This window comes from Guptibacillus hwajinpoensis (assembly GCF_001039475.1).
Taxonomy (GTDB): Bacteria; Bacillota; Bacilli; order Bacillales; family Guptibacillaceae; genus Guptibacillus; species Guptibacillus hwajinpoensis.
This window is the reverse complement of the sequence record NZ_LELK01000004.1, coordinates 1,076,063-1,097,799: the sequence shown is the minus strand read 5'-3', so window position 1 is coordinate 1,097,799 and position 21,737 is coordinate 1,076,063. Positions and strand designations below refer to the sequence as shown.

16 protein-coding genes are annotated in these 21,737 nt (G+C 39.2%); 10 read left to right on the top strand and 6 right to left on the bottom strand.

Annotated features, from left to right (window positions below; translation table 11 throughout):
• Positions 1–84 precede the first annotated feature (84 nt).
• On the bottom strand, positions 85–645 hold the full coding sequence (locus tag AB986_RS15490) for a methyltransferase family protein (protein WP_048312157.1): 561 nt from the start codon (positions 643–645) through the stop codon (positions 85–87).
• Between the two features lie 414 nt (positions 646–1,059).
• Between AB986_RS15490 and proB the strand changes: the two genes are divergently transcribed.
• The 3 genes from proB to AB986_RS15475 all read left to right on the top strand — a co-directional run bounded on the left by proB (position 1,060) and on the right by AB986_RS15475 (position 5,081).
• Complete coding sequence (proB, locus tag AB986_RS15485) at positions 1,060–2,202, top strand: glutamate 5-kinase (protein ID WP_048312156.1); 1,143 nt, start codon at positions 1,060–1,062, stop codon at positions 2,200–2,202.
• Positions 2,203–2,304: 102 nt separating this feature from the next.
• The gene (locus AB986_RS15480) at positions 2,305–3,567 is read left to right on the top strand and encodes a glutamate-5-semialdehyde dehydrogenase (RefSeq protein WP_048312155.1); all 1,263 of its coding nucleotides are present in this window, start codon (positions 2,305–2,307) and stop codon (positions 3,565–3,567) included.
• A 404-nt stretch (positions 3,568–3,971) separates the two neighbouring features.
• The gene (locus AB986_RS15475; RefSeq protein ID WP_053216214.1) at positions 3,972–5,081 is read left to right on the top strand and encodes an NADH:flavin oxidoreductase; all 1,110 of its coding nucleotides are present in this window, start codon (positions 3,972–3,974) and stop codon (positions 5,079–5,081) included.
• A gap of 43 nt (positions 5,082–5,124) precedes the next feature.
• Here AB986_RS15475 and AB986_RS15470 read toward each other — a convergent pair whose 3' ends face one another.
• The 3 genes from AB986_RS15470 to AB986_RS15460 form a co-directional block, all read right to left on the bottom strand.
• Positions 5,125–5,562 (bottom strand): hypothetical protein, encoded by a 438-nt coding sequence (locus tag AB986_RS15470; protein ID WP_236690396.1) that lies wholly within the window; start codon positions 5,560–5,562, stop codon positions 5,125–5,127.
• Positions 5,563–5,697: 135 nt separating this feature from the next.
• Complete coding sequence (locus AB986_RS15465) at positions 5,698–6,339, bottom strand: YczE/YyaS/YitT family protein (RefSeq protein ID WP_048312153.1); 642 nt, start codon at positions 6,337–6,339, stop codon at positions 5,698–5,700.
• Positions 6,340–6,518: 179 nt separating this feature from the next.
• Positions 6,519–7,439, bottom strand: a complete 921-nt coding sequence (locus AB986_RS15460; protein ID WP_048312151.1) for a peptidoglycan-binding protein — start codon at positions 7,437–7,439, stop codon at positions 6,519–6,521.
• Positions 7,440–8,307: 868 nt separating this feature from the next.
• Between AB986_RS15460 and AB986_RS15455 the strand changes: the two genes are divergently transcribed.
• A complete protein-coding gene (locus AB986_RS15455; RefSeq protein WP_048312929.1) occupies positions 8,308–9,210 on the top strand; it encodes an EamA family transporter in 903 nt (300 codons plus the stop codon).
• Between the two features lie 33 nt (positions 9,211–9,243).
• On the opposite strand, the gene AB986_RS15450 is transcribed toward AB986_RS15455, so the two are convergent.
• The gene (locus AB986_RS15450; RefSeq protein WP_048312149.1) at positions 9,244–10,404 is read right to left on the bottom strand and encodes a TerD family protein; all 1,161 of its coding nucleotides are present in this window, start codon (positions 10,402–10,404) and stop codon (positions 9,244–9,246) included.
• Between the two features lie 319 nt (positions 10,405–10,723).
• Between AB986_RS15450 and AB986_RS15445 the strand changes: the two genes are divergently transcribed.
• Genes AB986_RS15445 through essA form a run of 6 tightly spaced genes read left to right on the top strand, consistent with a single transcriptional unit; the run spans position 10,724 to position 20,565 of the window.
• Positions 10,724–11,017: a WXG100 family type VII secretion target gene (locus AB986_RS15445; RefSeq protein ID WP_048312147.1), complete on the top strand. Its 294-nt coding sequence runs from the start codon at positions 10,724–10,726 to the stop codon at positions 11,015–11,017.
• A 60-nt stretch (positions 11,018–11,077) separates the two neighbouring features.
• The gene (gene yukD, locus AB986_RS15440; protein WP_048312145.1) at positions 11,078–11,320 is read left to right on the top strand and encodes an ESX secretion system protein YukD; all 243 of its coding nucleotides are present in this window, start codon (positions 11,078–11,080) and stop codon (positions 11,318–11,320) included.
• A 14-nt stretch (positions 11,321–11,334) separates the two neighbouring features.
• Positions 11,335–12,579 (top strand): type VII secretion protein EssB, encoded by a 1,245-nt coding sequence (gene essB / locus AB986_RS15435; protein WP_048312144.1) that lies wholly within the window; start codon positions 11,335–11,337, stop codon positions 12,577–12,579.
• A gap of 15 nt (positions 12,580–12,594) precedes the next feature.
• Complete coding sequence (gene essC / locus AB986_RS15430; RefSeq protein WP_048312142.1) at positions 12,595–17,046, top strand: type VII secretion protein EssC; 4,452 nt, start codon at positions 12,595–12,597, stop codon at positions 17,044–17,046.
• Positions 17,043–20,096, top strand: a complete 3,054-nt coding sequence (esaA, locus tag AB986_RS15425) for a type VII secretion protein EsaA (RefSeq protein ID WP_048312140.1) — start codon at positions 17,043–17,045, stop codon at positions 20,094–20,096. Before essC ends, esaA begins: the two co-directional genes overlap by 4 nt.
• Positions 20,086–20,565 carry a type VII secretion protein EssA gene (gene essA, locus AB986_RS15420; RefSeq protein WP_048312139.1) on the top strand — a complete coding sequence of 160 codons (480 nt, stop codon included), beginning with the start codon at positions 20,086–20,088 and terminating at the stop codon, positions 20,563–20,565. Before esaA ends, essA begins: the two co-directional genes overlap by 11 nt.
• A 108-nt stretch (positions 20,566–20,673) precedes the next feature.
• On the opposite strand, the gene AB986_RS15415 is transcribed toward essA, so the two are convergent.
• Entirely contained in the window at positions 20,674–21,717 is a 1,044-nt protein-coding gene (locus AB986_RS15415; protein WP_048312138.1) for an SDR family NAD(P)-dependent oxidoreductase, read from the bottom strand.
• Positions 21,718–21,737 lie beyond the last annotated feature (20 nt).

The window sequence follows — 21,737 nt, the reverse complement described above, 5'->3', positions numbered from 1 at the left end:
GTCGTCCTCTTCTTGTTCCCTAATTCATTCAACCTAATCCTAAATAGCGGATATGTCTATCATTACCACTTTAGGGATTCTATCTTAATAGATATAAGGTACAAGCCGATAACGTTCTTTCCCCCACTTACGATAAGGCTCCCCAACTGAATCATAGAGCATCCTTTCTTCAAGGCGTATGCGAAATAGTAGCGCAGGTGTAATCAATAGGACTACTAGTATGACACCACCCCACACTCCAATATAGATCGGAATTCCAATTGTAGTTAAAAGCAGTCCTGTATATAGCGGATGTCTTAATATGCGATATGGTCCAGAACTTACAAGGTCCACTTTACTCTCTACAATGACGTTTCTAGAGAAGAAATGGCCGAGTTCCTTTATTCCCCAGTATCTTAGCGCAATACCTCCACCATATAGAAGCAAACCAATTCCATTCGTAACCGGACTTTTATTAAACAGAAAAACTTCTAGCTCATTCAATAGGAGCGTAGCTGCGATTGAAGTGATAATCATAGATAGGATGAGGAGGAAGGAACGCTTCTCAATTGACGATCCGCTCGTGCTTTCTTTTCCCCGTTTCATAATAAACTCGCCTATCCATGTAGCTGTTAATAATACGAAAACAATATCAAAAAAGTTCATCTCACCGCCCCTTTGCATCGTGTTTATGAGCAGTATACCAAACTTCATAACCCTTGTCTGATACAAGTGTGGTGGCAATGTATAAAAAACAAATTTTATTCACCACAATAATGAAAGCCCTTACATTTTGCGCTTTATCAACTTTCAACCTATGCAAGGATACGAATAAATTGGATATTAATGGTATTAAGGAACGTTTTCCAATCGTTATATATAGTGGTAAGCCCTCCTCTCATCTTCTAAGCCAATGTAAAGTGAGGTTAGAACTCATATCGTCCATATTCTTAGTTATTCTCCATTTATCCGGACTATTTGAGCGAGTCATATTGTATGACAATGAGCGTTTGTTATACTCATAGAGTCAGTTGATTAAACGAAATCACACATTTAACGGCAAGTTATAGGAGTGAAATGATGAGTCTAAACGACGAAAAGAAACGAATCGTAATTAAAATAGGAAGCAGCTCTTTAACGAGCAGACTTGGAGACATTAGCCGAAGAAAACTTGAAAAGCTAGTTGATGACATTGTTATGCTTAAAGATGAAGGACATGAAGTTCTACTTGTATCATCAGGTGCAGTAGCCGCTGGTTACCGTAGACTTGGTTGCCTTGAACGTCCAACATCACTTTCAGAAAAACAGGCCGCGGCATCAATCGGTCAAGGACTGTTAATGGAGGCTTATTCAGAACGGTTCATATCTCACGGCTACACTGCTTCACAAATTCTGATTACGCGCAGTGACTTTTCTGATCGAAAAAGATACAACAACGCAAGAAATACCATCAATGTATTGTTAGAACGAGGAATCGTTCCTATCGTTAATGAAAATGATACTGTAACTGTAGAACGATTGAAATTTGGAGATAATGACACACTTTCAGCAAAAGTTGGAGCTCTTGTAAGTGCGGATCAACTTATCATTCTATCTGATATAGATGGGCTTTATAATGATGATCCAAGGAATAATCCAGATGCTAAGCTTCTCGAACACGTAACAGAAATCACACCTGAAATCGAAGAATCAGCTGGTGAACCGGGTAGTTCAGTGGGTACTGGTGGCATGAGATCCAAAATTGATGCCGTCAAAATAGCGATGGCTTCAGGTACGCCATCTTTCCTTGGTAATGCAACAACAAAAGGCATTATTTATGATGCAGTACACGAAACAGCAAAAGGAACGTACTTTACACCTGAAGGACAAACAGAACTTGATAACAAGAAACAGTGGATTGCATTTAACTCTGGTCCTGAAGGCGAAGTTATTGTAACAGATAAAGCAAGCTCAGAAATTTCCGAACATGAACGAAGCCTACAGCCAAAAGGTGTTCATTATGTACACGGACACTTCAAACCAGGTGCAGTTGTTAAACTCACTGATATGGATGGAGAAGAAATTGGAATTGGCGTAACAAACTATTCTTCCAAGCATCTGAAGATGATCAAAGGATTATCAACAGATGAAATTTCGGAACTCATTGATACCTCAGTTAAAGAAGCTGTTCATATTAATGACTTTGTTTACCACGATCAATTAGCTATTCCACTCGGATCATAGCATTACGTCAGAGGGGGACATTTACTCCCTCTGTTCGTTTGTTATGCAATTTACTAATCTTAAAAATGATATAAAATAAAAGAAAACTATAGGAGGCGTTTGATGACTACTCTAGATCGTACAGTCAATGTAAAGGAACAAGCAAAGAAAGCACAGGTAGCTTCTAAATCTCTATCCCTACTAACAACGGAAGAAAAAAATGAGGCTTTACTCATTATTGCAGATGAACTTGAAAAAGAAACAGAGTTTATTCTTAACGAAAACAAAAAAGATTTAGATCGCGGTACAGAGAAAGGATTCACTGAAGCGTTTATGGATCGTCTTCGCTTGACTGAAGAGCGTGTAAAAGATTTCGCAAATGGTCTTCGTGAAGTTGCAGAGCTTGAAGATCCTGTAGGAGAAGTTATTTCCGACTGGAACCTTGATAATGGCATGCAGGTTGAACAAGTACGCGTACCTCTTGGTGTTATTGGTATGATCTATGAAGCTCGACCAAACGTAACAGTAGATGCAACTGGGTTAGCTTTGAAATCTGGTAACGCAATTGTGCTGAAAGGTGGTTCAAACGCACTTAATTCCAACAAAGGAATCGTTCGTGTGATTCACGAAGCACTTCCAAAAACAAAAATTCCAGCTGAGGCCGTTCAGTTAATCGCAACAACTGATCGCGAAGCAACAAGTCAGCTATTCACTATGAAAGATCATATCGATGTACTCATCCCACGCGGTGGCGGAGCTCTTATCAACACGGTTGTTAACAATGCAACGGTACCCGTTCTTGAAACAGGAGTCGGGAACTGCCACATCTATTTTGATGAAACAGCTCAACCAGAAAAAGCAATTGATATTCTTATTAACGCAAAAACAGACAGACCTGCTGTTTGTAATGCGGTAGAAACCCTTATTGTTCACACTAAGTGGCTAGAAGAGAACAAAGATCTTTTAGAAAAATCACTTGCTGACAATAACATTAAAGTCCATGGTGATGATCACATCGTGAACACATTTAAAGAAGCCGTACCAGCAGATGAAGACGACTGGAGCAATGAATATCTCGGTCTTGAAATTGCGATTAAAACAGTAAACAACACTCAGGAAGCAATTGACCATATTGAAACATATGGCACAAAGCACTCTGAAGCAATCATTACTGAAGATGCTAAATCAGCTTCACTTTTCCGTAATCTTGTAGACGCTGCAGCTGTTTATCACAATGCGTCTACTCGTTTCACAGACGGATCGGCTCTAGGCTTTGGTGCAGAAATTGGTATTTCTACACAGAAGCTTCATGCAAGAGGACCAATGGGCTTACCAGCTCTTACAACGATCAAGTATTGCATGACAGGTACAGGTCAAATTCGATAAATCTTTTAAAGATAACTCCATTTAATGGGGTTATCTTTTTTTAGGCTTCTTTTTCAACGTTTGTTAATCCTGAAAGAGTTTTATATAAGTAGCAAATTTTGAGGTTGGTTGGAGCGGAAGGATGCTCGACTCCTGCGGGACTAGCGGGACAGGTGAGACCCCACAGGCGCAATGTTTTTGTGCGCCGAGGAGGCTCACCGCTCGCCCCGCGGAAAGCGAGCATCCTGGAGCGGAAATCAACGGCTTCATTTGCTAAAAAAATCACATTTTTAAAACTCTGATTTGCTCTGTGGGTATGAAGAGTGTAAAAATGTGGAACCTATTGTAGTGAGCATAACCTTCGTTTATTCAATAGGTTTCCCATATAATGAGTACCGTAATGACTTAGTGAAAGGATGATAATAATGGCACATGAGAATTTATATACTTCTAAGCAACTAGGAAAGATATCAATGAACAACCGTTTTATTGTTGCGCCTATGACACGTATTACTGCAACAGATGATAGTAGCGCAACGACAACAATGCGTGATTATTATGAGCGATTTGCAAAAGGTGGTTTTGGTGCTGTGATTACAGAGGGCATCTATACCGATGAGTTATATAGTCAGGGGTACTTAAATCAACCTGGCCTTACAAACAATAATCACGTTGAAACTTGGAAGAACGTTGTTTCTGCTGTTCACGAACATGATACTGCGATCATTGCGCAACTGATGCATGCAGGTGGTCAAAGTCAAGGAAACGCTTATACTGACGAGACAGTAGCACCATCAGCAATTCCACCAAAAGGTGAACAGCTTGGGTTCTATGGCGGTTCAGGTACATTTGATGTTCCAAGAGCCCTTACACTCGATGAAATTGAAGAAGTTCGTCACTCTTTTGTTCAAGCAGCTCGTCTTGCTAAAGAAGCAGGCTTTGATGGTGTGGAAATACACGGTGCGAACGGCTACCTTCTTGATCAATTCTTAACCGATTATTTGAATGAACGCGACGATGAGTACGGCGGTTCACTTGAAAATCGCTTGAAGCTACTTGTTGAAGTTATTAAAGATGTACGAAATGAAGTAGGAGAAGACTTTACTGTAGGCATGCGCCTTTCTCAAATTAAAGTAACTGATCCTGCTTATAAATGGCCAAATGGTGAAGAATCAGCTAAAACCATTTTCACTACTCTTGAACAAGGATTAGATTATATTCACGTGACTGATCCAGATGCTACTCAACCTGCTTTTGGTGAAGGATCAAAATCATTAACAGCAGCTGCAAAAGCATTTAGCAGCTTACCGGTTATTGCCAACGGACAACTTGGTGATCCAGATAAGGCAAGTAAGCTCCTCGATCAAAATGATACTGACTTTGTTAGCCTCGGTACGAGCGCACTCGCTAATCCTGATTACCCAAATCGGCTTGCAAGCGAACAAGAATTAAAAGCATTTGATTTTGAAAGCACACTTCTTCCTCTTGCTTATATTAAAGAACATGAAGTTAATGCAGAAATCATTAAAGCATAGTGAACGTTTAACACCCTCTCCAACCAATGGAGAGGGTTTTGTATTAAACTACTTTCTTATAGACAAACGCTAAAATCAATGAAAACATTAGGTGTGTAAGCAGACTCATTAATTGACCCGATGAAAAGGCTTGACTAAGCATCGTTCCCATCCCCATCATCATGGGCATGACAACAAGTGGCCCGATAATCCAGATCGCAATACCATGAAGAATACCGAGCATATAAATTTTGTTCGTGTTTACTGCAATCAAACCAAAACCTATAGCAAAAACAACGCTAATTACCATATGAATGCCCCACCCAACGACTAGGCTTTCACTTCCCATCATTGAAGCGATCATACCGATGCGCCCCATCATCTGCATTAGAATTCCAAAAATAATACCTGCAACGATTCCACCAATAACGGATGCTTGAACTGACTTCGTTAATGCTGGTTTTACCTGAGCTTCTGATTTAGCAGTCATTGTTTCAGCCACCTTTAACACTCCTTTTTCATTTGATACTTGTATAATAAAACAAAACCATCAACTGATCTGTAATCTCCATTACTAATTAATTGAATATTCAAAACAAAACAAAAAGCCCACCATCTCTGGTAGACTTTAACAATATTAATTGGTAGATTCTTTTGCTGAGGTTGGATTTTGATAGGAAAGCACAGCTGAAAGCATCGTTTTGCATTGTGGAATGGAATAACGAATAATGTTACCAAGCATAAAAGCAATCACAATACTTCCGATTCCAACAGGCCCACCAAGTGCCCATCCTCCTAATAACACCACTACTTCAATTCCATTTCTTACCCAATCAATTCGCCACCCTGTTTTTTCGACAATGAGTAGCATAATACCGTCTCGTGGACCAGCTCCTAGCCCAGATGTAACATATAGTCCTATGCCATATCCAATTACGATCACACCGAAAACAAAAACAATCCCCTGTATTACTAGCGATTCTGGAGTAGGTAGAATATATAGAAATAAATCGATAAACAATCCGAGAAATAGCATATTCAAAAATGCGCCTAACTTCGGATAGGTTTTTGTATAAAGGGATGTGACGCCCAGTAGGATAAAACCGGTAATAATAGACCAGGTACCAATCGTTAAACCAAACTGTTCATATAATCCATAATGGAATACATCCCAGGGACCAATCCCGAATGCTTTCCCTTTTATCGTCATGGCAATTCCGAGACCAAGCACGGCTAGACCTATGAAAAAGAAGCTCCATCGAATCATTGTGTTACGCATAAAAAAGGCTCCTCTCGTGCACAATTAATTCAAACCTTTGAAACTATATCACACGAGAGAAAACATAAAAACCACCCGGGAAACTTGGTCATTCCAGTAGTTTACGAGTAAAGTTGCTAGAAAAACGCAAAAAAAGACTGCCTGATTATTAATCAGGCAGTCGGCTACTTACTTTTTAATTAGTCAAGTACTGTTACAGTTAATGTCTTACGGCCAAAGTCTAGCGCATCTTGACGTTCAGGCATGAATAGATCAATGCGGTTTCCTTGGATAGCACCACCAGTATCACCAGCGATTGCTGTACCATAACCTTCTACATGTACTTTAGATCCAAGTGGGATAACGTCAGGGTCAACAGCGATTACTTTTTGATTTGGATTAGCTCTTAAATCAATACCAGTTGCTGTTACACCTGAACAACCTGTACAAAATGCTGTGTAGGCTGTAGCTTCTACGCTAATTTCTTTACCACTCTGCTCTGAAGATTTGCTTTCTGAGTTAGATTGCTTTGCAGATGTGGAATTAGAATTTGAAGTAGTTGTCTTCACTGCTTCTTTATTAGTAGTTTTAGCAGGCGCAGCTCCACCGTTCAATACTGACCATGTGTTCTTACCAGCAATACCATCTACTGATAGGCCATTGTCAGCTTGGAACGCACGTACAGCTTGTGCTGTAATAGGGCCATATATTCCATCTACTGAGTAGTTATAGTATCCACCAAGCTTCTCCTGTAGTGCTGATACTGAATGACCGCGGTCACCCTGTACTAGCGTACGTTGAGCTTGTCCATTATTAACGTTTTGAATTGCTGAAAATGTATTTGGACCTGCGATGCCGTCAACAGAAAGACCGTGATCTTTCTGGAATTGCTTCACTGCACCTTGAGTAATTGGTCCGAAGTATCCTGTAGATTCATCATAGTTGAAATACCCTTTGGCTGACAGTACATCCTGTAACTCGACAACGTCGCCGTGTTTTTCACCATAAGAAAGTGTTTGATCTCCTAGAGCCGCCTCTGAAACTACCGGACTAGCAAACATCATTCCAGCTAGTGCTGTGGATGTAACCACGTTTCTTACAATGTTTTTACGAGCTACCATGTATACATTCCTCCTGAGAGTTTTAATATTGGTGTTGTTTTGTTTCTTTCTCAATCACCCATGTTCCACATGATAACAGGGAAATATAACACAGCGATTTTAGTCCAGTAACAAGTCAGTTACATAAATGTGACAGATTAATACGGTTTTTATAACCTTTGCACAATATAGTACCATATACCTATTTACCTCATGTCTTTATTACAATTGTTTCAATAATCGAGTTAAAACCCATGTTTTTGGTTCTTCAATAAGAACGGATTTTAATCAAATCTTTTAATACAAACTATTACATTCTTTTTTACCAGGTCTTTTAACCTATCATTTTTTCTTTAATTAAAACCTATGTTAATGAACAGTATTGATTCTTGACTCATTCGAGTGAAACTGCGGTTTCACTCGAATGAGTCAAGAATCAAGAAATCAACAATATTAGCTAACAGAACCTAATTGAAAAGGAGCATCTAATTTATAACAATAACAGCTCGACATTAGCAGTTCATCATGATTTCCTTCCATTATAATTTCACCCTCCTCCATAAATACAATATGATCTATTCTTTTCATACTTACCTACAAGGTAATGCGTTACCCAAACGACCGTTTTCCTCTCAAGTACTTGAAAGATCGTGGCAAACTAAGGCAATGCAACACTAATGAAGTTAGACGCTTTTCACAGGCTTCGTAGACCAAATTCGACAAAAAAGCACATAAATCGGGTGGTGACAGGCACTTTTCCTCAATTAACCATTGCTATAAGCATCAGTAATGCGATATATTTGTTTTTGTGTTTTTTGAATCAAAAGCGCTTTCATCGATCACATAAAGATGAAGCAAATGTTTAACTGGAGGCAAACATTAAATGAAAATGTACTTATATCCGTTGCTCGTCATTATTGGGGCAAGCAGCTACGGTATCGTTTCAACCATTATTAAATTAGCTATGAGCAGTGGCTTTACAGCATCTGAAGCTGTTACAAGTCAATTCTTTATTGGTTTTGTGATCGCAGTGCTTATTTTTCTCATCACTAACCGACAGAAGCTTAGCTTCGCTGGAATTAAAATCTTAATTTTCGCGGGGGTTTTTACAGGCTTAACGAACATTTTCTATGGGCAATCATTAAATTTCTTACCAGCGTCCCTAGCTGTTGTTCTGCTTTTTCAATTCACATGGATTGGCATGGTAATTTCCAGTATTACAAAACGAAAGCTTCCAACTCGTATGGAAGTGCTCTCTCTTGTTATCTTAATCGGAGGAACAATTCCTGCAGCGGGACTCCTTGATGCCAACTTATCAAACATTCCTTTCCAAGGCTGGTTATGGGGACTTGGCGCGGCACTTTGTTATTCACTCTTCCTTTATTTTAATGGGAAAGCAAATGCCAAAATGAATACATCAAACCGATTAGTCATCGTGTCGTTTTTCGCATTCCTGATCTCAGCAGTTTTTCAATCTCCAGAAATCATCTGGAATGGCACATTGCTCGCAGAAGGACTTTGGATCTATGGTATAGCTCTAGGGTTATTTGGAATGATCATTCCTGTTTATCTATTTTCCATCGCGATTCCAAAGGTGGGACTTGGCAAATCCTCCATTCTGAGTGCAATTGAGCTTCCAATCGCTGTCATGGTTTCCGTCATCTTATTAAGTGAAACAGTTTCTGTGCTGCAAGTCGCGGGTATTGTGATCATCATCATCGGAATGACGCTGCCAACTCTCTTCAGCGAAAATATGAGCCTAACTCAGAGAAAAATAATCGAGCAACAATAGCAAAACACCTCATCCAACTGGATGAGGTGTTTTCTATTTAAACTCAATTGGACCAACATTCATCTCAAACGACCCATCTTGATACAAAAGTGGTGATCGCTCTGTTCCGCTTTTCGAATACTTCTCAACATGACTAACGCTCATATCTTGTGCATCCGTGAAATCAATTTTTGCGATAGCCACCCAATAAGCAAAGTTATTCTTTTCGAAAAGTGGTGAAGTTACGTTTTGTCCCATTTGATTATCTACAACTGCCTTTGCTTTCATAGATTTAAAGCTGCCTATTCCATTCGAAACTGCGCTATACGCTGAAAACAAAACGTATTTGAGTTCAGAAGGTTTATGAACAATAACCGTTTCCTTTCCTGCTCCCTTTGCATCTCCATCTAATGTGATATATGGTTGTTTATTGGCATGTCCAGGTGTCCGATAGTACACTTTTCCTTCCGTTCCATCTTTCAATACATAGAAACAGTACAGGTCTAAGTCTTTCTTACTTTTCCATTCAAGCGTAGCAACGACTTTCTCTGACTTTCTAATAGAGATCGCTTCTTTTTTCTTCAGAGTGACCGTTAATGGAACAACCGCTTCCTGTGTAGCCGCTACTGGTGCGCTTACCATTGATTCAAGGTGTTCCTTCTTTGTATCATTACTCTCAACTTCTATTCCGAAATTCTCACATAGCGCCGCTAGTCCTCCAAAGAACCCACTACCAACTGCACTAAACTTCCAATCTCCATTATGTAAATACACTTCACCTACTACAATTGCCGTTTCCTTGGTTAACTCTTCACCAAATGCAAACGTGACAAGGTTCTCTCCAGTTGCTTTATCTGCAATGCGAAGGGATAAAGAAGACACTTGTCCGAAATTCTGGCCCTTTTCTTCACCTTCATGAATCGTTAACGTAAAGGCTACCTTCTGAGTATCAGGCGACATCTTTCTTAATGAAAGGTGTGTTTCATTAAGGTTATCCCCCTGTTTAACTTGCTTCACACTTTGATCAACACTGACCGGCTGTCCATAAAATAAGAAACTTTCATCCCCGTTGCATCTATTTTCTTCATTTAATAGAAACGCAGCTGCGTCTATTTCTATTGGTTGATTATTATTTTGCCATTCTAGCGTTACAACGAGTTCTGATACGTTCCTCCCTTTAGTGATCGGAACTTTCTGACCTCTACTTACGTTCATTCGATCTCCTCCTACCTAACCTGTTCGTAAATAGTATAGCTTATTTTGGTAGAAGTCGTAGTTTTAAAATAGAAATCGCACGGTATTCTTACAGATTTATTAAATGGAATTTCTTATATAATCACTCCATTATTTACATTTTAATGTTAATGATATGAAATTAAAAAGGTACTATGTCATGGGCTATTTGCATCATTTTATGCCATTGTATACGCAATACCTATCAAGTTATTACAAAATATGCTAATTATATATAGGAAAGACTACTGATTTACGATTATTTATTTGTAAATTATTAAATTAAGAGGAGTGGTTACAAATGGCAGGTCAAATTCGCGTAACACCAGAAGAACTAGTAGCAATGTCCAATCGTTATTCAACAGAATCCGGTAGAGTGGGCGAGCAAATCGGAAACTTAGACGGAATGATTAATGAGTTGCGCGACATGTGGGAAGGTCAGTCTAGTGTTGCATTTAGTGAGCAGTATGAAGCTCTTAAACCTTCATTCCAGCAAATGCAGCATTTACTAGAAGAGATTTCTACTCAGCTTAGAAGTACTGCTAACTCTCTTGAAGATGCAGACGCACAAATTGCTAACCAAATTCGCGGATAAGCGATAAAGAATTAATCAGGAGCGCTTAACATAGCGCTCCTTCCTTATGAGGTGAACGAAATGTATATTGAAGTAACCATCGATCTCGGCCGTTATAAGAAAGATCATTTCATTGACCTAAGACTTTCAAACTATCACTCCGTTAAGAAGCTTATTGAAATAGTTTGCCAGACCGAAGAAATCAATACGCCTCCTAATCCAAATCAATGGATTCGGATTGTGAATAAGCACAAAATAGTAGCTGCTAATGAGCGTTTGATTGAAGCTGGTATTATGACCGGAGATCGAATTGAAATACTCTGAAGGAGATCACAACCATGTCCAATCAAGTGAAACCCTATCTTGAAACACAAATAGATGCGAATATCTTAAAAGAAAAAGAAGCGATTACCTTTCTGTTCCAGAAAGAGAAAATCAAACTTGATGATTTATCAGAAATCCATTTTCTAAGTCAGATCAATACAGGAATTCATAAAACGATTGAGATGAATGAAGATGAGGTAAGTATTCAGCACGAGCTTTTACCCTCGATAGCACCTTTTCCAATTAAACTGAAGAAGATGAATGAAAGCGATCGCCTTGCAAGTGCCTATCAACTTGTGCAGAAAGTAAAAGATCACCGCTACACACGTCTTCACTTAATTGTTTGCCCTGATAACATTGTCATAGATCAGGGAATGACCCCATATTTCATGCATTTTGGGGTGAAGGAAAGCCTTCCTCCTTACGAAGATGAGCCAGAACGTATTCTGGAAGAAACACGGGCTACCGTTGCGACTATGATGAATCCTGAGCAATCATTCGAACAATATCTCTATTATTCTGAAACACTCACACTCTCCCCGGAGCTTAAACAGGTTCTACAAGTCAAAACACTAGATGAGCTACAGCCTATTATTCATTCCAGAATAGAAGAGTTACATAAGAAAGATTCAGAGTTTGTGAAGGTTAAGAAAAATAAATGGAAAACGAGCCGTTATGTGCTGCTTGGCATATCCATTTTCTTACTCCCAACTTTACTTTACTCTCTGTACTCGCTGTTCCTTCTTCAACCGAAGCAAGAGAGCATTGTACAGGCACAGGAGAATTTCTTAACAAATGAGTACAGTGAAGTTGTCAATTCTCTACAATCTTATGACATTGAGGATATACCAAAGGTGACGCAGTATCAGCTTGCTCTCTCCTACATCATTAACGAGTCACTCACCGATGAGCAAAAAGAAAGTGTGCGAAACACAATCTCACTTCAATCTGATCCAAGATACTATGAATATTGGATTTATATTGGTAGGGGTGAAGCGGAACAAGCACTCGAAGTTGCACGTTATTTAGAAGATCGCGACTTATTAATGTATGGCATTCTGAAACGTAAGGAACAAGTTAAAGCAGATTCAGATCTTGATAGTGAGAAGAAACAGCAGATGATTAACGATTTAGAGCAAGAGTTCGAAGAATATGAAAGAGAACTTAACGAACAGCAGGCAGAAGAACAGCCACAAGAGGATACGACAGAGGAAAATCAAAAAGAAGATGAAAACGACCAGAAGAAAGATGACAAATAGATTGGAGGTGGAGAAATGGATCAACTGTGGACTTTCTTTCGAGATACATATCAACGAGTTGATTTAGACGAGAGTTCAAACCCTATTAGAATCGGATCAAGTACGAATGATGCCATAACAATTCCCACAGAACAGATGGAACATGTAACGATTGAATTTGTTAACGACGGCTATTATCTAACCGGTCAAGAGGAAAAGATCGTTGCATTGTTGCCAAATGAACGTACGTCCTTCCAACTTGGATCTGAAGAAATTGTTGTAATGGTAACATCTCAATCACAGAAACAATCCTATTATATTGGTGACCATGAGGAGATTAAGGTTGGCAGAACGTTAACTGAAAGTCATGTTGTACTCAAAGCTCTGGAAGAGAACACCGGATTAGCGATCATCCGCAAGAGTAAACACTGGACACTTAAACCTTCAGGTCATTCACCTGTTTATGTAAATGGATCACTACTAACTAGAAGCACGGAATTGATGATTGGCGATATCATTTTCCTTCCTATGTTGACGTTTACTCTAATGGCAGACGATATGATAGAAATAACCTGTCCGGTAGAATTTGAAACATCTTTACCAGAAGCGATCATTCCGACATCTGAAATGAAGAAGAAATACCCTAATTATCGTCGAACGCCAAGAATGATGTATGAACTACCAGAGGATAAGATTGATTTATCATTTCCAACGCAAGAATCAGAGAGAAACAATCGGAGTTTATGGATTATTATCCTCCCTCCGCTAATGATGTTAATTGTCATGGGGTTAGTTGCAATCCTTATTCCAAGAGGTATTTTCATTCTTATTTCTGTTGTGATGTTTACAACGACTCTTGTTACATCTACTGTGCAATATTTTAAAGATAAAAGTCATCAGAAGAAATCCAAAGCACGGAAGAAAAGAATATACAAAAGGTACCTCGAGGATAAACGCCAAGAACTACACGAATTAGCTCAAAAGCAGCGGAAAGTACTAACGTTCCACTTCCCTTCTTTTGAACGAATGAAATATTTAACGGAACAAGTTTCTGACCGCTTATGGGAGCGAAGTTTTGAGAGTCCTGACTTTCTTCAATTTCGCTTAGGTACTGGGACGGTCCCAGCAAGCTATAATATATCGGTCAATTCAGCAGATATGTCAACGCGAGAAATGGATGAACTTTTAGAAGAATCTCAGAATCTGAAACAAGTCTATAATGAACTCCATTCACTACCTATCACTGCCAATCTATTCCAGGGAGCGGTTGGCTTCATCGGTAAAGAAGCGGTAGTGAAAAATGAACTTCATCAAATCATTGGGCAATTGGCCTTCTTTCATAGCTATCATGACGTCAGGTTTGTTTATATTTTTCATGAAGATGAATACGCAGATTGGGAATGGATGAAATGGCTACCACACTTCCAAATGCCGAATTCGTTTTCAAAAGGATTTATTTATAATGAACAAACGAGAGATCAGCTACTCTCTTCACTCTATGAAATGATCCGGGAACGTGATCTTGAAGAAGATAAAGAAAAGATACGATTTGCCCCACATTATGTCTTTGTTATATCAAATCATAACTTGATCTCAGATCATGTGATTCTAGAATACTTAGAAAGTGAACATACTCATCTTGGTTTATCAACGATCTTCGTTGCAGAAGCAAAAGAGAGCTTATCAGATAATATCCATACACTGATTCGCTTTATTAACAAGAACGAAGGCGATATTCTGATACAGGACAAGAAAGCTACACAAATCTCATTCGAACTTGATGAGCATAAGCAAAATGGAAATGAACAATTCTCTCGAATGCTTCGCACGCTTAATCATCAGAGAGGTATGACGAATTCCATTCCTGATAAAGTATCGTTTCTACAAATGCTGAATATAGAGGATATTAATGAATTACCAATCTCACATAACTGGGTAACGAATCAATCGTCGAAGTCACTTGCAGCACCAGTTGGACTTAAGGGACGGCAGGATGTTGTAGAGTTGAACCTTCATGAGAAAGCTCACGGTCCACACGGTTTACTTGCAGGTACAACGGGGTCAGGTAAGAGTGAATTTCTACAAACCTATATCCTTTCACTAGCTGTCCACTACCACCCACATGAAGTGGCTTTTCTGTTAATTGACTATAAAGGCGGAGGAATGGCGCAACCGTTTAAACAAATTCCACACCTTTTAGGAACGATAACGAATATTGAAGGTAGCGAAAATTTCAGTGCGCGGGCACTCGCCTCCATTAAAAGTGAATTAAAGAAACGACAAACGATTTTTGATCAGTACGAAGTCAGTCATATTAATGACTACACAAAGCTATTTAAAAGTGGCGTAGCTGCCGAACCAATGCCTCACCTTTTTTTGATTTCAGATGAATTTGCTGAATTAAAAACAGAGGAACCAGAATTTATTAAAGAGCTAGTCAGTGCAGCTCGAATTGGTCGAAGTCTTGGTGTCCACCTTATTCTGGCTACACAAAAACCAGGTGGCGTCATCGACAATCAGATCTGGAGTAACGCTCGTTTCCGCGTCGCTCTTAAGGTACAAAACATAGAGGATAGTCGTGAGATTCTAAAGAATGGCGATGCTGCCTCGCTAACAGTTACAGGTCGCGCTTATTTACAAGTTGGAAATAACGAGGTGTACGATTTATTCCAATCTGCTTATAGCAGAGCAACCTATATGGAAGATACGTCAGATATGGAGGATGAAGTGGCTCTTGTTACTGATCTTGGTCTTGTTCCACTATCAGAACTATCTTCATCTAAAGAAAGCAAGAAAAAGAAACAAAGTGAAATTGAAGTGATTGTCGATAAAATTGTTAATGTTCAGCAAGAGCTTGGCTTGAATCGATTACCAAGTCCATGGTTACCACCCTTAGAAAAACGATTGTATCGTCATCAATTCGATTCAGATCATATGAAAATCACTTTTGCCTTACTCGATGAACCCGAAAAGCAAGCACAGTCTCCTTATGAATATGAACTAATAAAGGATGGAAACGTTGGTGTATTTGGGTCGTCAGGGTTTGGAAAAACGCAAACGCTCCTAACTTTATTAATGGGTATCGCATCAACGAACACACCTGAAGAAGCACAATTCTATGTACTCGATTTCGGTAACGGTGGCTTATTATCGATAAAGAATTTACCTCATACGGCAGATTATTTCTTAATTGATGAAGAGCGGAAGCTAAATAAATTACTGAAGTATATTCAAGAGGAATTTACGAAGAGGAAACAACTCTTTCAACACCAGGAAGTGAGTTCGATTACAATGTACAATCGAATGAATGAGCACCCTCTTCCTCTGCTATTCATTACGATTGATAACTATGATCTCGTCAAAGAGGAACTAATGGATCTCGATCCAATCTTTACTCAATTCGCAAGAGACGGTCAATCACTTGGTATCTACCTAATCCTAAGCGCTACGCGGATGAACTCAGTTCGTCAGGCACTCATGAATAATCTCAAAACAAAGATTGTGCATTATTTACTTGATAGTTCTGAAGCATACACCGCACTCGGAAGACTACCGTTTGCTCCAGAAGCGATTCCTGGCAGGGCAATTATGAAGAAGGAGAAAACACACTTTGGACAAGTTGTTTTGCCTGCTGAAGGCGAAGACGACTACGAGCAGCTTGCTTCCATGAAAGAAGAAGTTCAAATGCTCCAAGAGAAATACCGAGATGCTACTAAACCAGTGCCTATTCCTATGCTACCGACAGATCTTACATTAGAAACATTCGATACGTATATGAAAGCATCGCAATCAGTTAATGATTACGCGATTGGATTGCATGAAGAAAATGTTAAGCCCGTCTACCTATCCTTTGCGCAGACTTCCCACTGCCTAGTGCTTGGACAGGCTCAGAAAGGTAAAACAAATATTATGCGTCTTCTTACTCATCAAGCGTTACAAGAAGAAGTCGATCATATTGCCGTATTTGATTCGATTGATCGAGGTCTTTTCCATTTAAAAGAAGAGGATAATACGACTTATCTAGAGACGAAGGAACAAATCGAACAATGGCTTGAACAAGTGACGACCGAATTTAAGGCTAGAGAAATCACTTATCATGAGAGTATTAATAGTGGACAACCCACTCCTGAATTCTCGAAAATCTTCCTCTTCATTGACGGATATGGTCGATTTTCACAAACGGTAGGAACTCTCAATCAGGATCGGATGACCGCTCTAATTAAAAACTATAGCCATCTCGGCTTAAGTATTGTCGCTTCAGGAAATAGCAACGAACTAACAAAAGGTTACGATCCACTAACGGTTGAATTGAAACAAATTCGTCAAATTATTCTATTAATGAAGAAATCAGATCAAACACTAATAAGTTTGCCATTTGACCGAAAAGAACCTGATATTAAACCTGGATTTGCTTACTATGTAAAAAGCGATAGCGCACAAAAAATTCAGGTTCCACTTGTACAGACAGAAAGGAAGGTACATGCGTGAATGAAAAGAAAAGCATTCTTAAATTAATTCTTGTGACAGCGATAATTCTTGTTCTTCCTCTTGTGTACTTCACTTCAATTGGTGAAAATCCAATGAAGACGAAAGAAAACGCCACGAAAACAATCGCAGTCGTTAACGAAGATACTGGAACAGAAGAAGACGAAGAATTAGTCAAATTCGGAAATGACGTCCCTCCTATACTTAAATCTGATTCTACCTACAACTGGGAGGTCGTTGGACGCAGTGCAGGAGAAAATGGATTAACGAACCAGAAGTATGATGCGATCGTCTACATTCCATCTACTTTCTCTCAGAAAATATTAACGTATGACGAAAACCAACCTGAACAAACAAAGCTTGAATTTACTGTTCAGAACCAGCTAAATGCCATTAACAAAGAGAAAGTATTACTTGAAATTGAGCAGGCGACGAACCGAGTAAATACGAAGATGTCATCTCTCTATTGGAACTATGTTTCAAATGACCTTGCCAATATTCAGGAAGAATTTGATCAAATCGTAGAGAAAGAGAAAGCATTCCAGCAGACGATGCTCTCTTTCTACACGCCAAGTTCTAAAGACCTTGCAGATCAAATGGAGCAGCAAGTCTCCATGCTCGCTACTCTTCAATCCTCTTCAGAAAATGCTGAGGAGCGTGCAGCAGATCAAGCTGACACAATGGAAGGTTTCCAAGAAAAACTCGCTACCTTTGTAACCTCTACAAATGACTACCGCGAGTATCAACAGAAGCAACAAGAAGTCCTAGAGCAAGTTCAAGCTGATTCAGTAGATTCCATTTCACAAGCTACTGAAATGCCTCAGCCTATGTTCATGAACAATAAAGAGTTATTTGAAGGTGAATCTGAGAGCGTACTTCAAAATATGTCTCAAATGGAAAACCAGTTAGTTGAACAACAAGAGATGTTTTCAGGACTTAAGGAACTACGTTATAACCAGGTCGAACGCCAAGTTGACGATTTTTACACCCTACAAGATCGGATTATTAACTATTATCAACAGTTAAAAGACTCAATGGTTCTGAACGATCTTGAAAGTGAAATCGCAACGCTAAGCAACAGATTGGGAAATGGGGACGATATCGTTATCCCTGATGATCCTGAACTTCCAGAGGTCCCTTCTGATCCAGAAGAACCTGTTAATCCTGAAGAACCATCCGAAGATGAGGATCCATTGAATGAATTGAATCAACTTCTTGAAAGCCTACAGGATGAGGAACCACCAGTTATAGAAGAAGATAATACGCAAGAAGGCTCTACTCCAGTGGATTTAAGTGTTGAACGGAATGAGTTATTAGCCATTGCACAGGAGATTCTAGCAATACAAGAAACATTAATCGCACTTGAAGAACCAAAAGTTGAAGATCTTGAGAAGGCTTCTACTAATTTAGTAACCCTCAAAGATCGAATTCAACAAACAGAAAAGCAACTTCTAGCAAAAGAAGATGGCGACAATCCACTTGACGGTGAACTAGAAGAACTGAACAAGCTACTTGAAACGCTGACAGAAGAAAAGAAAAGCCTTCTTGTACAAATTGGTGAACTCACTAAAGAAGTTGATGAGCTAACAAAAGAAAATGATAAGCTCACGACTCAGAAAGAGACACTAAGTGAACAAGTAGATGTTCTAAAAGACTCAAATACTGAACTGAAAGATTTACTAGTGATGGTATCCGATAAAATCTACCGTATCTCATCAGGAATTAATGAGAAAGAAAATGCAATTCTAGCATCTCCTGCCTTATCTCAAGCAAGAAAAGATAAGCTATCCGTCTATTTCCAGCGTCCAATCAAAGGAACTAACTTAACGGATGTCCTGCAGTACTATGCTTATCTTGATCGTTACGAAGCTACGCTGAATGGCATGCTTTCTAAAAATGACGTGAAAGAAACTGTTCTTCAAGACAACGAACTACGCGAAGAAGTGAATAGCATGTTAGAACTTACAAGTGAAGAAAAAGGTCAGTGGGATGCTGTTGGCACACAGGTGCCAAAGACGAGCGATGCCCTAACTACTTTACAAGATGATTTCACTGTATTTCTAGCTGACTATAAGAACGTCTTAGACACGCAGCAAGCGAAGTTACTAGAAAGCTTAAATGGCATTGAAGAAGAAGCAGGTAATGTTCTTACTCAAATGCAGCAGTCAGAACAGCAGGCACCTAATGAAACAACACAAGGTGGAACACAGATCATCAGTAATCACGATCAGATCAAAAGTCAGATGAGTTCCCTGTATGATTGGATGGATTCCGTAGAAAATAGTCAGTCAGAAATTCTAACGTATACGGATGAACTCCAATCTCGAGTAGCAGAAGTTCAAACTGATGCGAACACGCTTAACAACAAGTGGGATAACAACGTAGCATCTACACTTATGATTCGTGATGATGTCTTCAATGTGATGGGCAATGCATTCGTAGATGGACAATCGAATGATTACGTCTACGATTTCCTTGCTACTCCTATCGACGTGACGGGTAGCGTGTTCACAGATAAGAAAGACACCAATCTTCCACCGGTTGTGATCTTGTTCGTTATTCTCTTAAGCAGCTTGTTAATTGGTTATGCTAGCTACTATTTCCAACACGGGCCATGGTGGTTACAAACCATTCTTTTCTTAATGCTTACGAGTATCGTAGGTCTTGTTATAAGCTTATACAGCTTATCAATTTATCCATTAGGAAACGATCGCTCGCTAGAATGGACAATTTTCACTATTTTACTCTTACTAAGCTGTTCCGGCTTAATACGAGTCGCCTTCATGGGGCATCATTTAATAGGATGGTTTGTTACAGTTGGGCTTGTTGCCTTGTTTGTGACTCCATTACTAGCACTATCAACGCCAAACTTTAGCTTTACTGATCCAATGTCTAGAGTGTATATGTCGATCCAGAACAGTACACAAACACTCTTTACAGAGGGCGCAATGATTCTAACAGCCGTGTTGATCGTCCTGATTATTCTTCAATATGCGTTAAGCAAACGATTATCATGGACTCAAAATAAAGAGGATGAGGCTCATGAAGCGTAAGCTTATCAGCCTCATCACCCTGATTTTCCTCTGCGGCCATCTTGTTCCTGTAGCAGTTGGAGCGAACACGGACATTAACGAGCTTTTACCGAATGAATACCAGAAGAACAAGTTCAAGAAAAATACTGACTTCATTCATGACTCTTCGAACACCAAAGAAATGGGAGAGATTACGGAAGAGCAGAAAACCATTGTATTTAACGGTGATAAATCTTTTAATCCTGAGCCTACGATCAATCAATTGTTTCTCTCGATGAGTACAGAAAACAGTACGATTAAAGATAAAGCAGAAAACCTGAAGCTATTCTCAAACACTGAGACGACCGGCTTCCAATCTAAGATAAACGAGGATACTCAAACAAGCTCATCTTCCTTTCAATTATTGATTGGCGTATTAATTGGTATATTTCTGCTTGGGCTTGTCATTGTATTAGTGATTTATAATCGACTTTCTCCAACAACAAAGTAAAAAGAGACAAAAGAGATAAAAGCCACGGACCAAGGGTCCGTGGCTTTTATCGTAATTTCATGTGACATTCGACATAATCCAACATATATCGGGTGGTGACAGGCACTGTTATCTACCACCGGCAATGATCGTTCTCAGCATATCTTTGTTAAGATCGAGTGTTTGGACATTGCTTTCAGATAATAGCTTTCTAGTATTCGTATCATCAAATGTTAAGGTTTTATCCAGGTATTGATGGAAAACTTTCATAGGTTCATTGAATTTCATTTCTTGCTCTGTTAATTCCCCATCATAACTGGTTGACACCAATTCCACTTGATTGAAATCAAGCACTGATTTCAAAGTCTCAAATACGAGTAGATTCGTAGGTGGTTGAGAATTCGTAATATGATAAATTTCCTTATTCTTAGAATTCTCTAGACCCGCTACTAGTACATCTACAACATAATCAACTGGGACCAAGTTTTGCGCTGTATCTTGGGCACATAGGAATTTGATTCGATCAGAAGGCATTTCCTTCTTGCGTTCTATTCTCTTCTTCATGATTTCAAAGCTTCTAATAACGCCATATAAAGCAAATGTAGTCTCAGCTTCTCCTGTTTTGGAGTCGCCTATTATAATAGAAGGTCTGAAGATCGAGACATTGAAATGATCCTCATATTCAAATACAAGATGTTCTGCATAACATTTGCTTTGCTCATAATAATTAACGAAACCATTATCGACAGAATGAAGACTTTCACTAGCATACAGCTGATCGCCGAGTGTATAAGCTGTACTAACATGGTAGAAGTTCTTCGCTTGGATGACCTTAGAGAATTCTAATATATTTCGTGTACCATTCACATTTATATCAAAGGTTTTTTCCTTTTCACTATCATCAAACGAGAGATACGCGGCGATATGATAGACCGTATCAACCGTATCTTTTAATCGATCAATATTCTCAGCTGAAACGCCAGCACGATCATTCGTAATATTACCTTCTATAATGAATAACTTATTTTGTAGTTCAGCTGGCAATGATTCGATTAAGGTATCAGCTTTTCGCTCATTTCGGGCTAATGCATAGACTGTATGTCCCTCATTTAGTAACCTGATCGTCAGTTGCTTCCCTACAAAACCTGTCGCACCTGTTAAAAGTATGTTCATGTTGTTCGTTATCCCACCTA

What these genes read in the sequence shown, in the direction of transcription:
- AB986_RS15450 (WP_048312149.1), bottom strand. Translation starts at nt 10,404, where the DNA reads ATGAACGTAAGTAGAGGTCAGAAAGTTCCGATCACTAAAGGGAGGAAC.
- AB986_RS15475 (WP_053216214.1), top strand. Translation starts at nt 3,972, where the DNA reads ATGGCACATGAGAATTTATATACTTCTAAGCAACTAGGAAAGATATCA.
- AB986_RS15455 (WP_048312929.1), top strand. Translation starts at nt 8,308, where the DNA reads ATGTACTTATATCCGTTGCTCGTCATTATTGGGGCAAGCAGCTACGGT.
- AB986_RS15480 (WP_048312155.1), top strand. Translation starts at nt 2,305, where the DNA reads ATGACTACTCTAGATCGTACAGTCAATGTAAAGGAACAAGCAAAGAAA.
- AB986_RS15465 (WP_048312153.1), bottom strand. Translation starts at nt 6,339, where the DNA reads ATGCGTAACACAATGATTCGATGGAGCTTCTTTTTCATAGGTCTAGCC.
- AB986_RS15415 (WP_048312138.1), bottom strand. Translation starts at nt 21,717, where the DNA reads ATGAACATACTTTTAACAGGTGCGACAGGTTTTGTAGGGAAGCAACTG.
- proB (WP_048312156.1), top strand. Translation starts at nt 1,060, where the DNA reads ATGAGTCTAAACGACGAAAAGAAACGAATCGTAATTAAAATAGGAAGC.
- essB (WP_048312144.1), top strand. Translation starts at nt 11,335, where the DNA reads ATGTCCAATCAAGTGAAACCCTATCTTGAAACACAAATAGATGCGAAT.
- AB986_RS15445 (WP_048312147.1), top strand. Translation starts at nt 10,724, where the DNA reads ATGGCAGGTCAAATTCGCGTAACACCAGAAGAACTAGTAGCAATGTCC.
- AB986_RS15460 (WP_048312151.1), bottom strand. Translation starts at nt 7,439, where the DNA reads ATGGTAGCTCGTAAAAACATTGTAAGAAACGTGGTTACATCCACAGCA.
- essC (WP_048312142.1), top strand. Translation starts at nt 12,595, where the DNA reads ATGGATCAACTGTGGACTTTCTTTCGAGATACATATCAACGAGTTGAT.
- yukD (WP_048312145.1), top strand. Translation starts at nt 11,078, where the DNA reads ATGTATATTGAAGTAACCATCGATCTCGGCCGTTATAAGAAAGATCAT.
- essA (WP_048312139.1), top strand. Translation starts at nt 20,086, where the DNA reads ATGAAGCGTAAGCTTATCAGCCTCATCACCCTGATTTTCCTCTGCGGC.
- AB986_RS15490 (WP_048312157.1), bottom strand. Translation starts at nt 645, where the DNA reads ATGAACTTTTTTGATATTGTTTTCGTATTATTAACAGCTACATGGATA.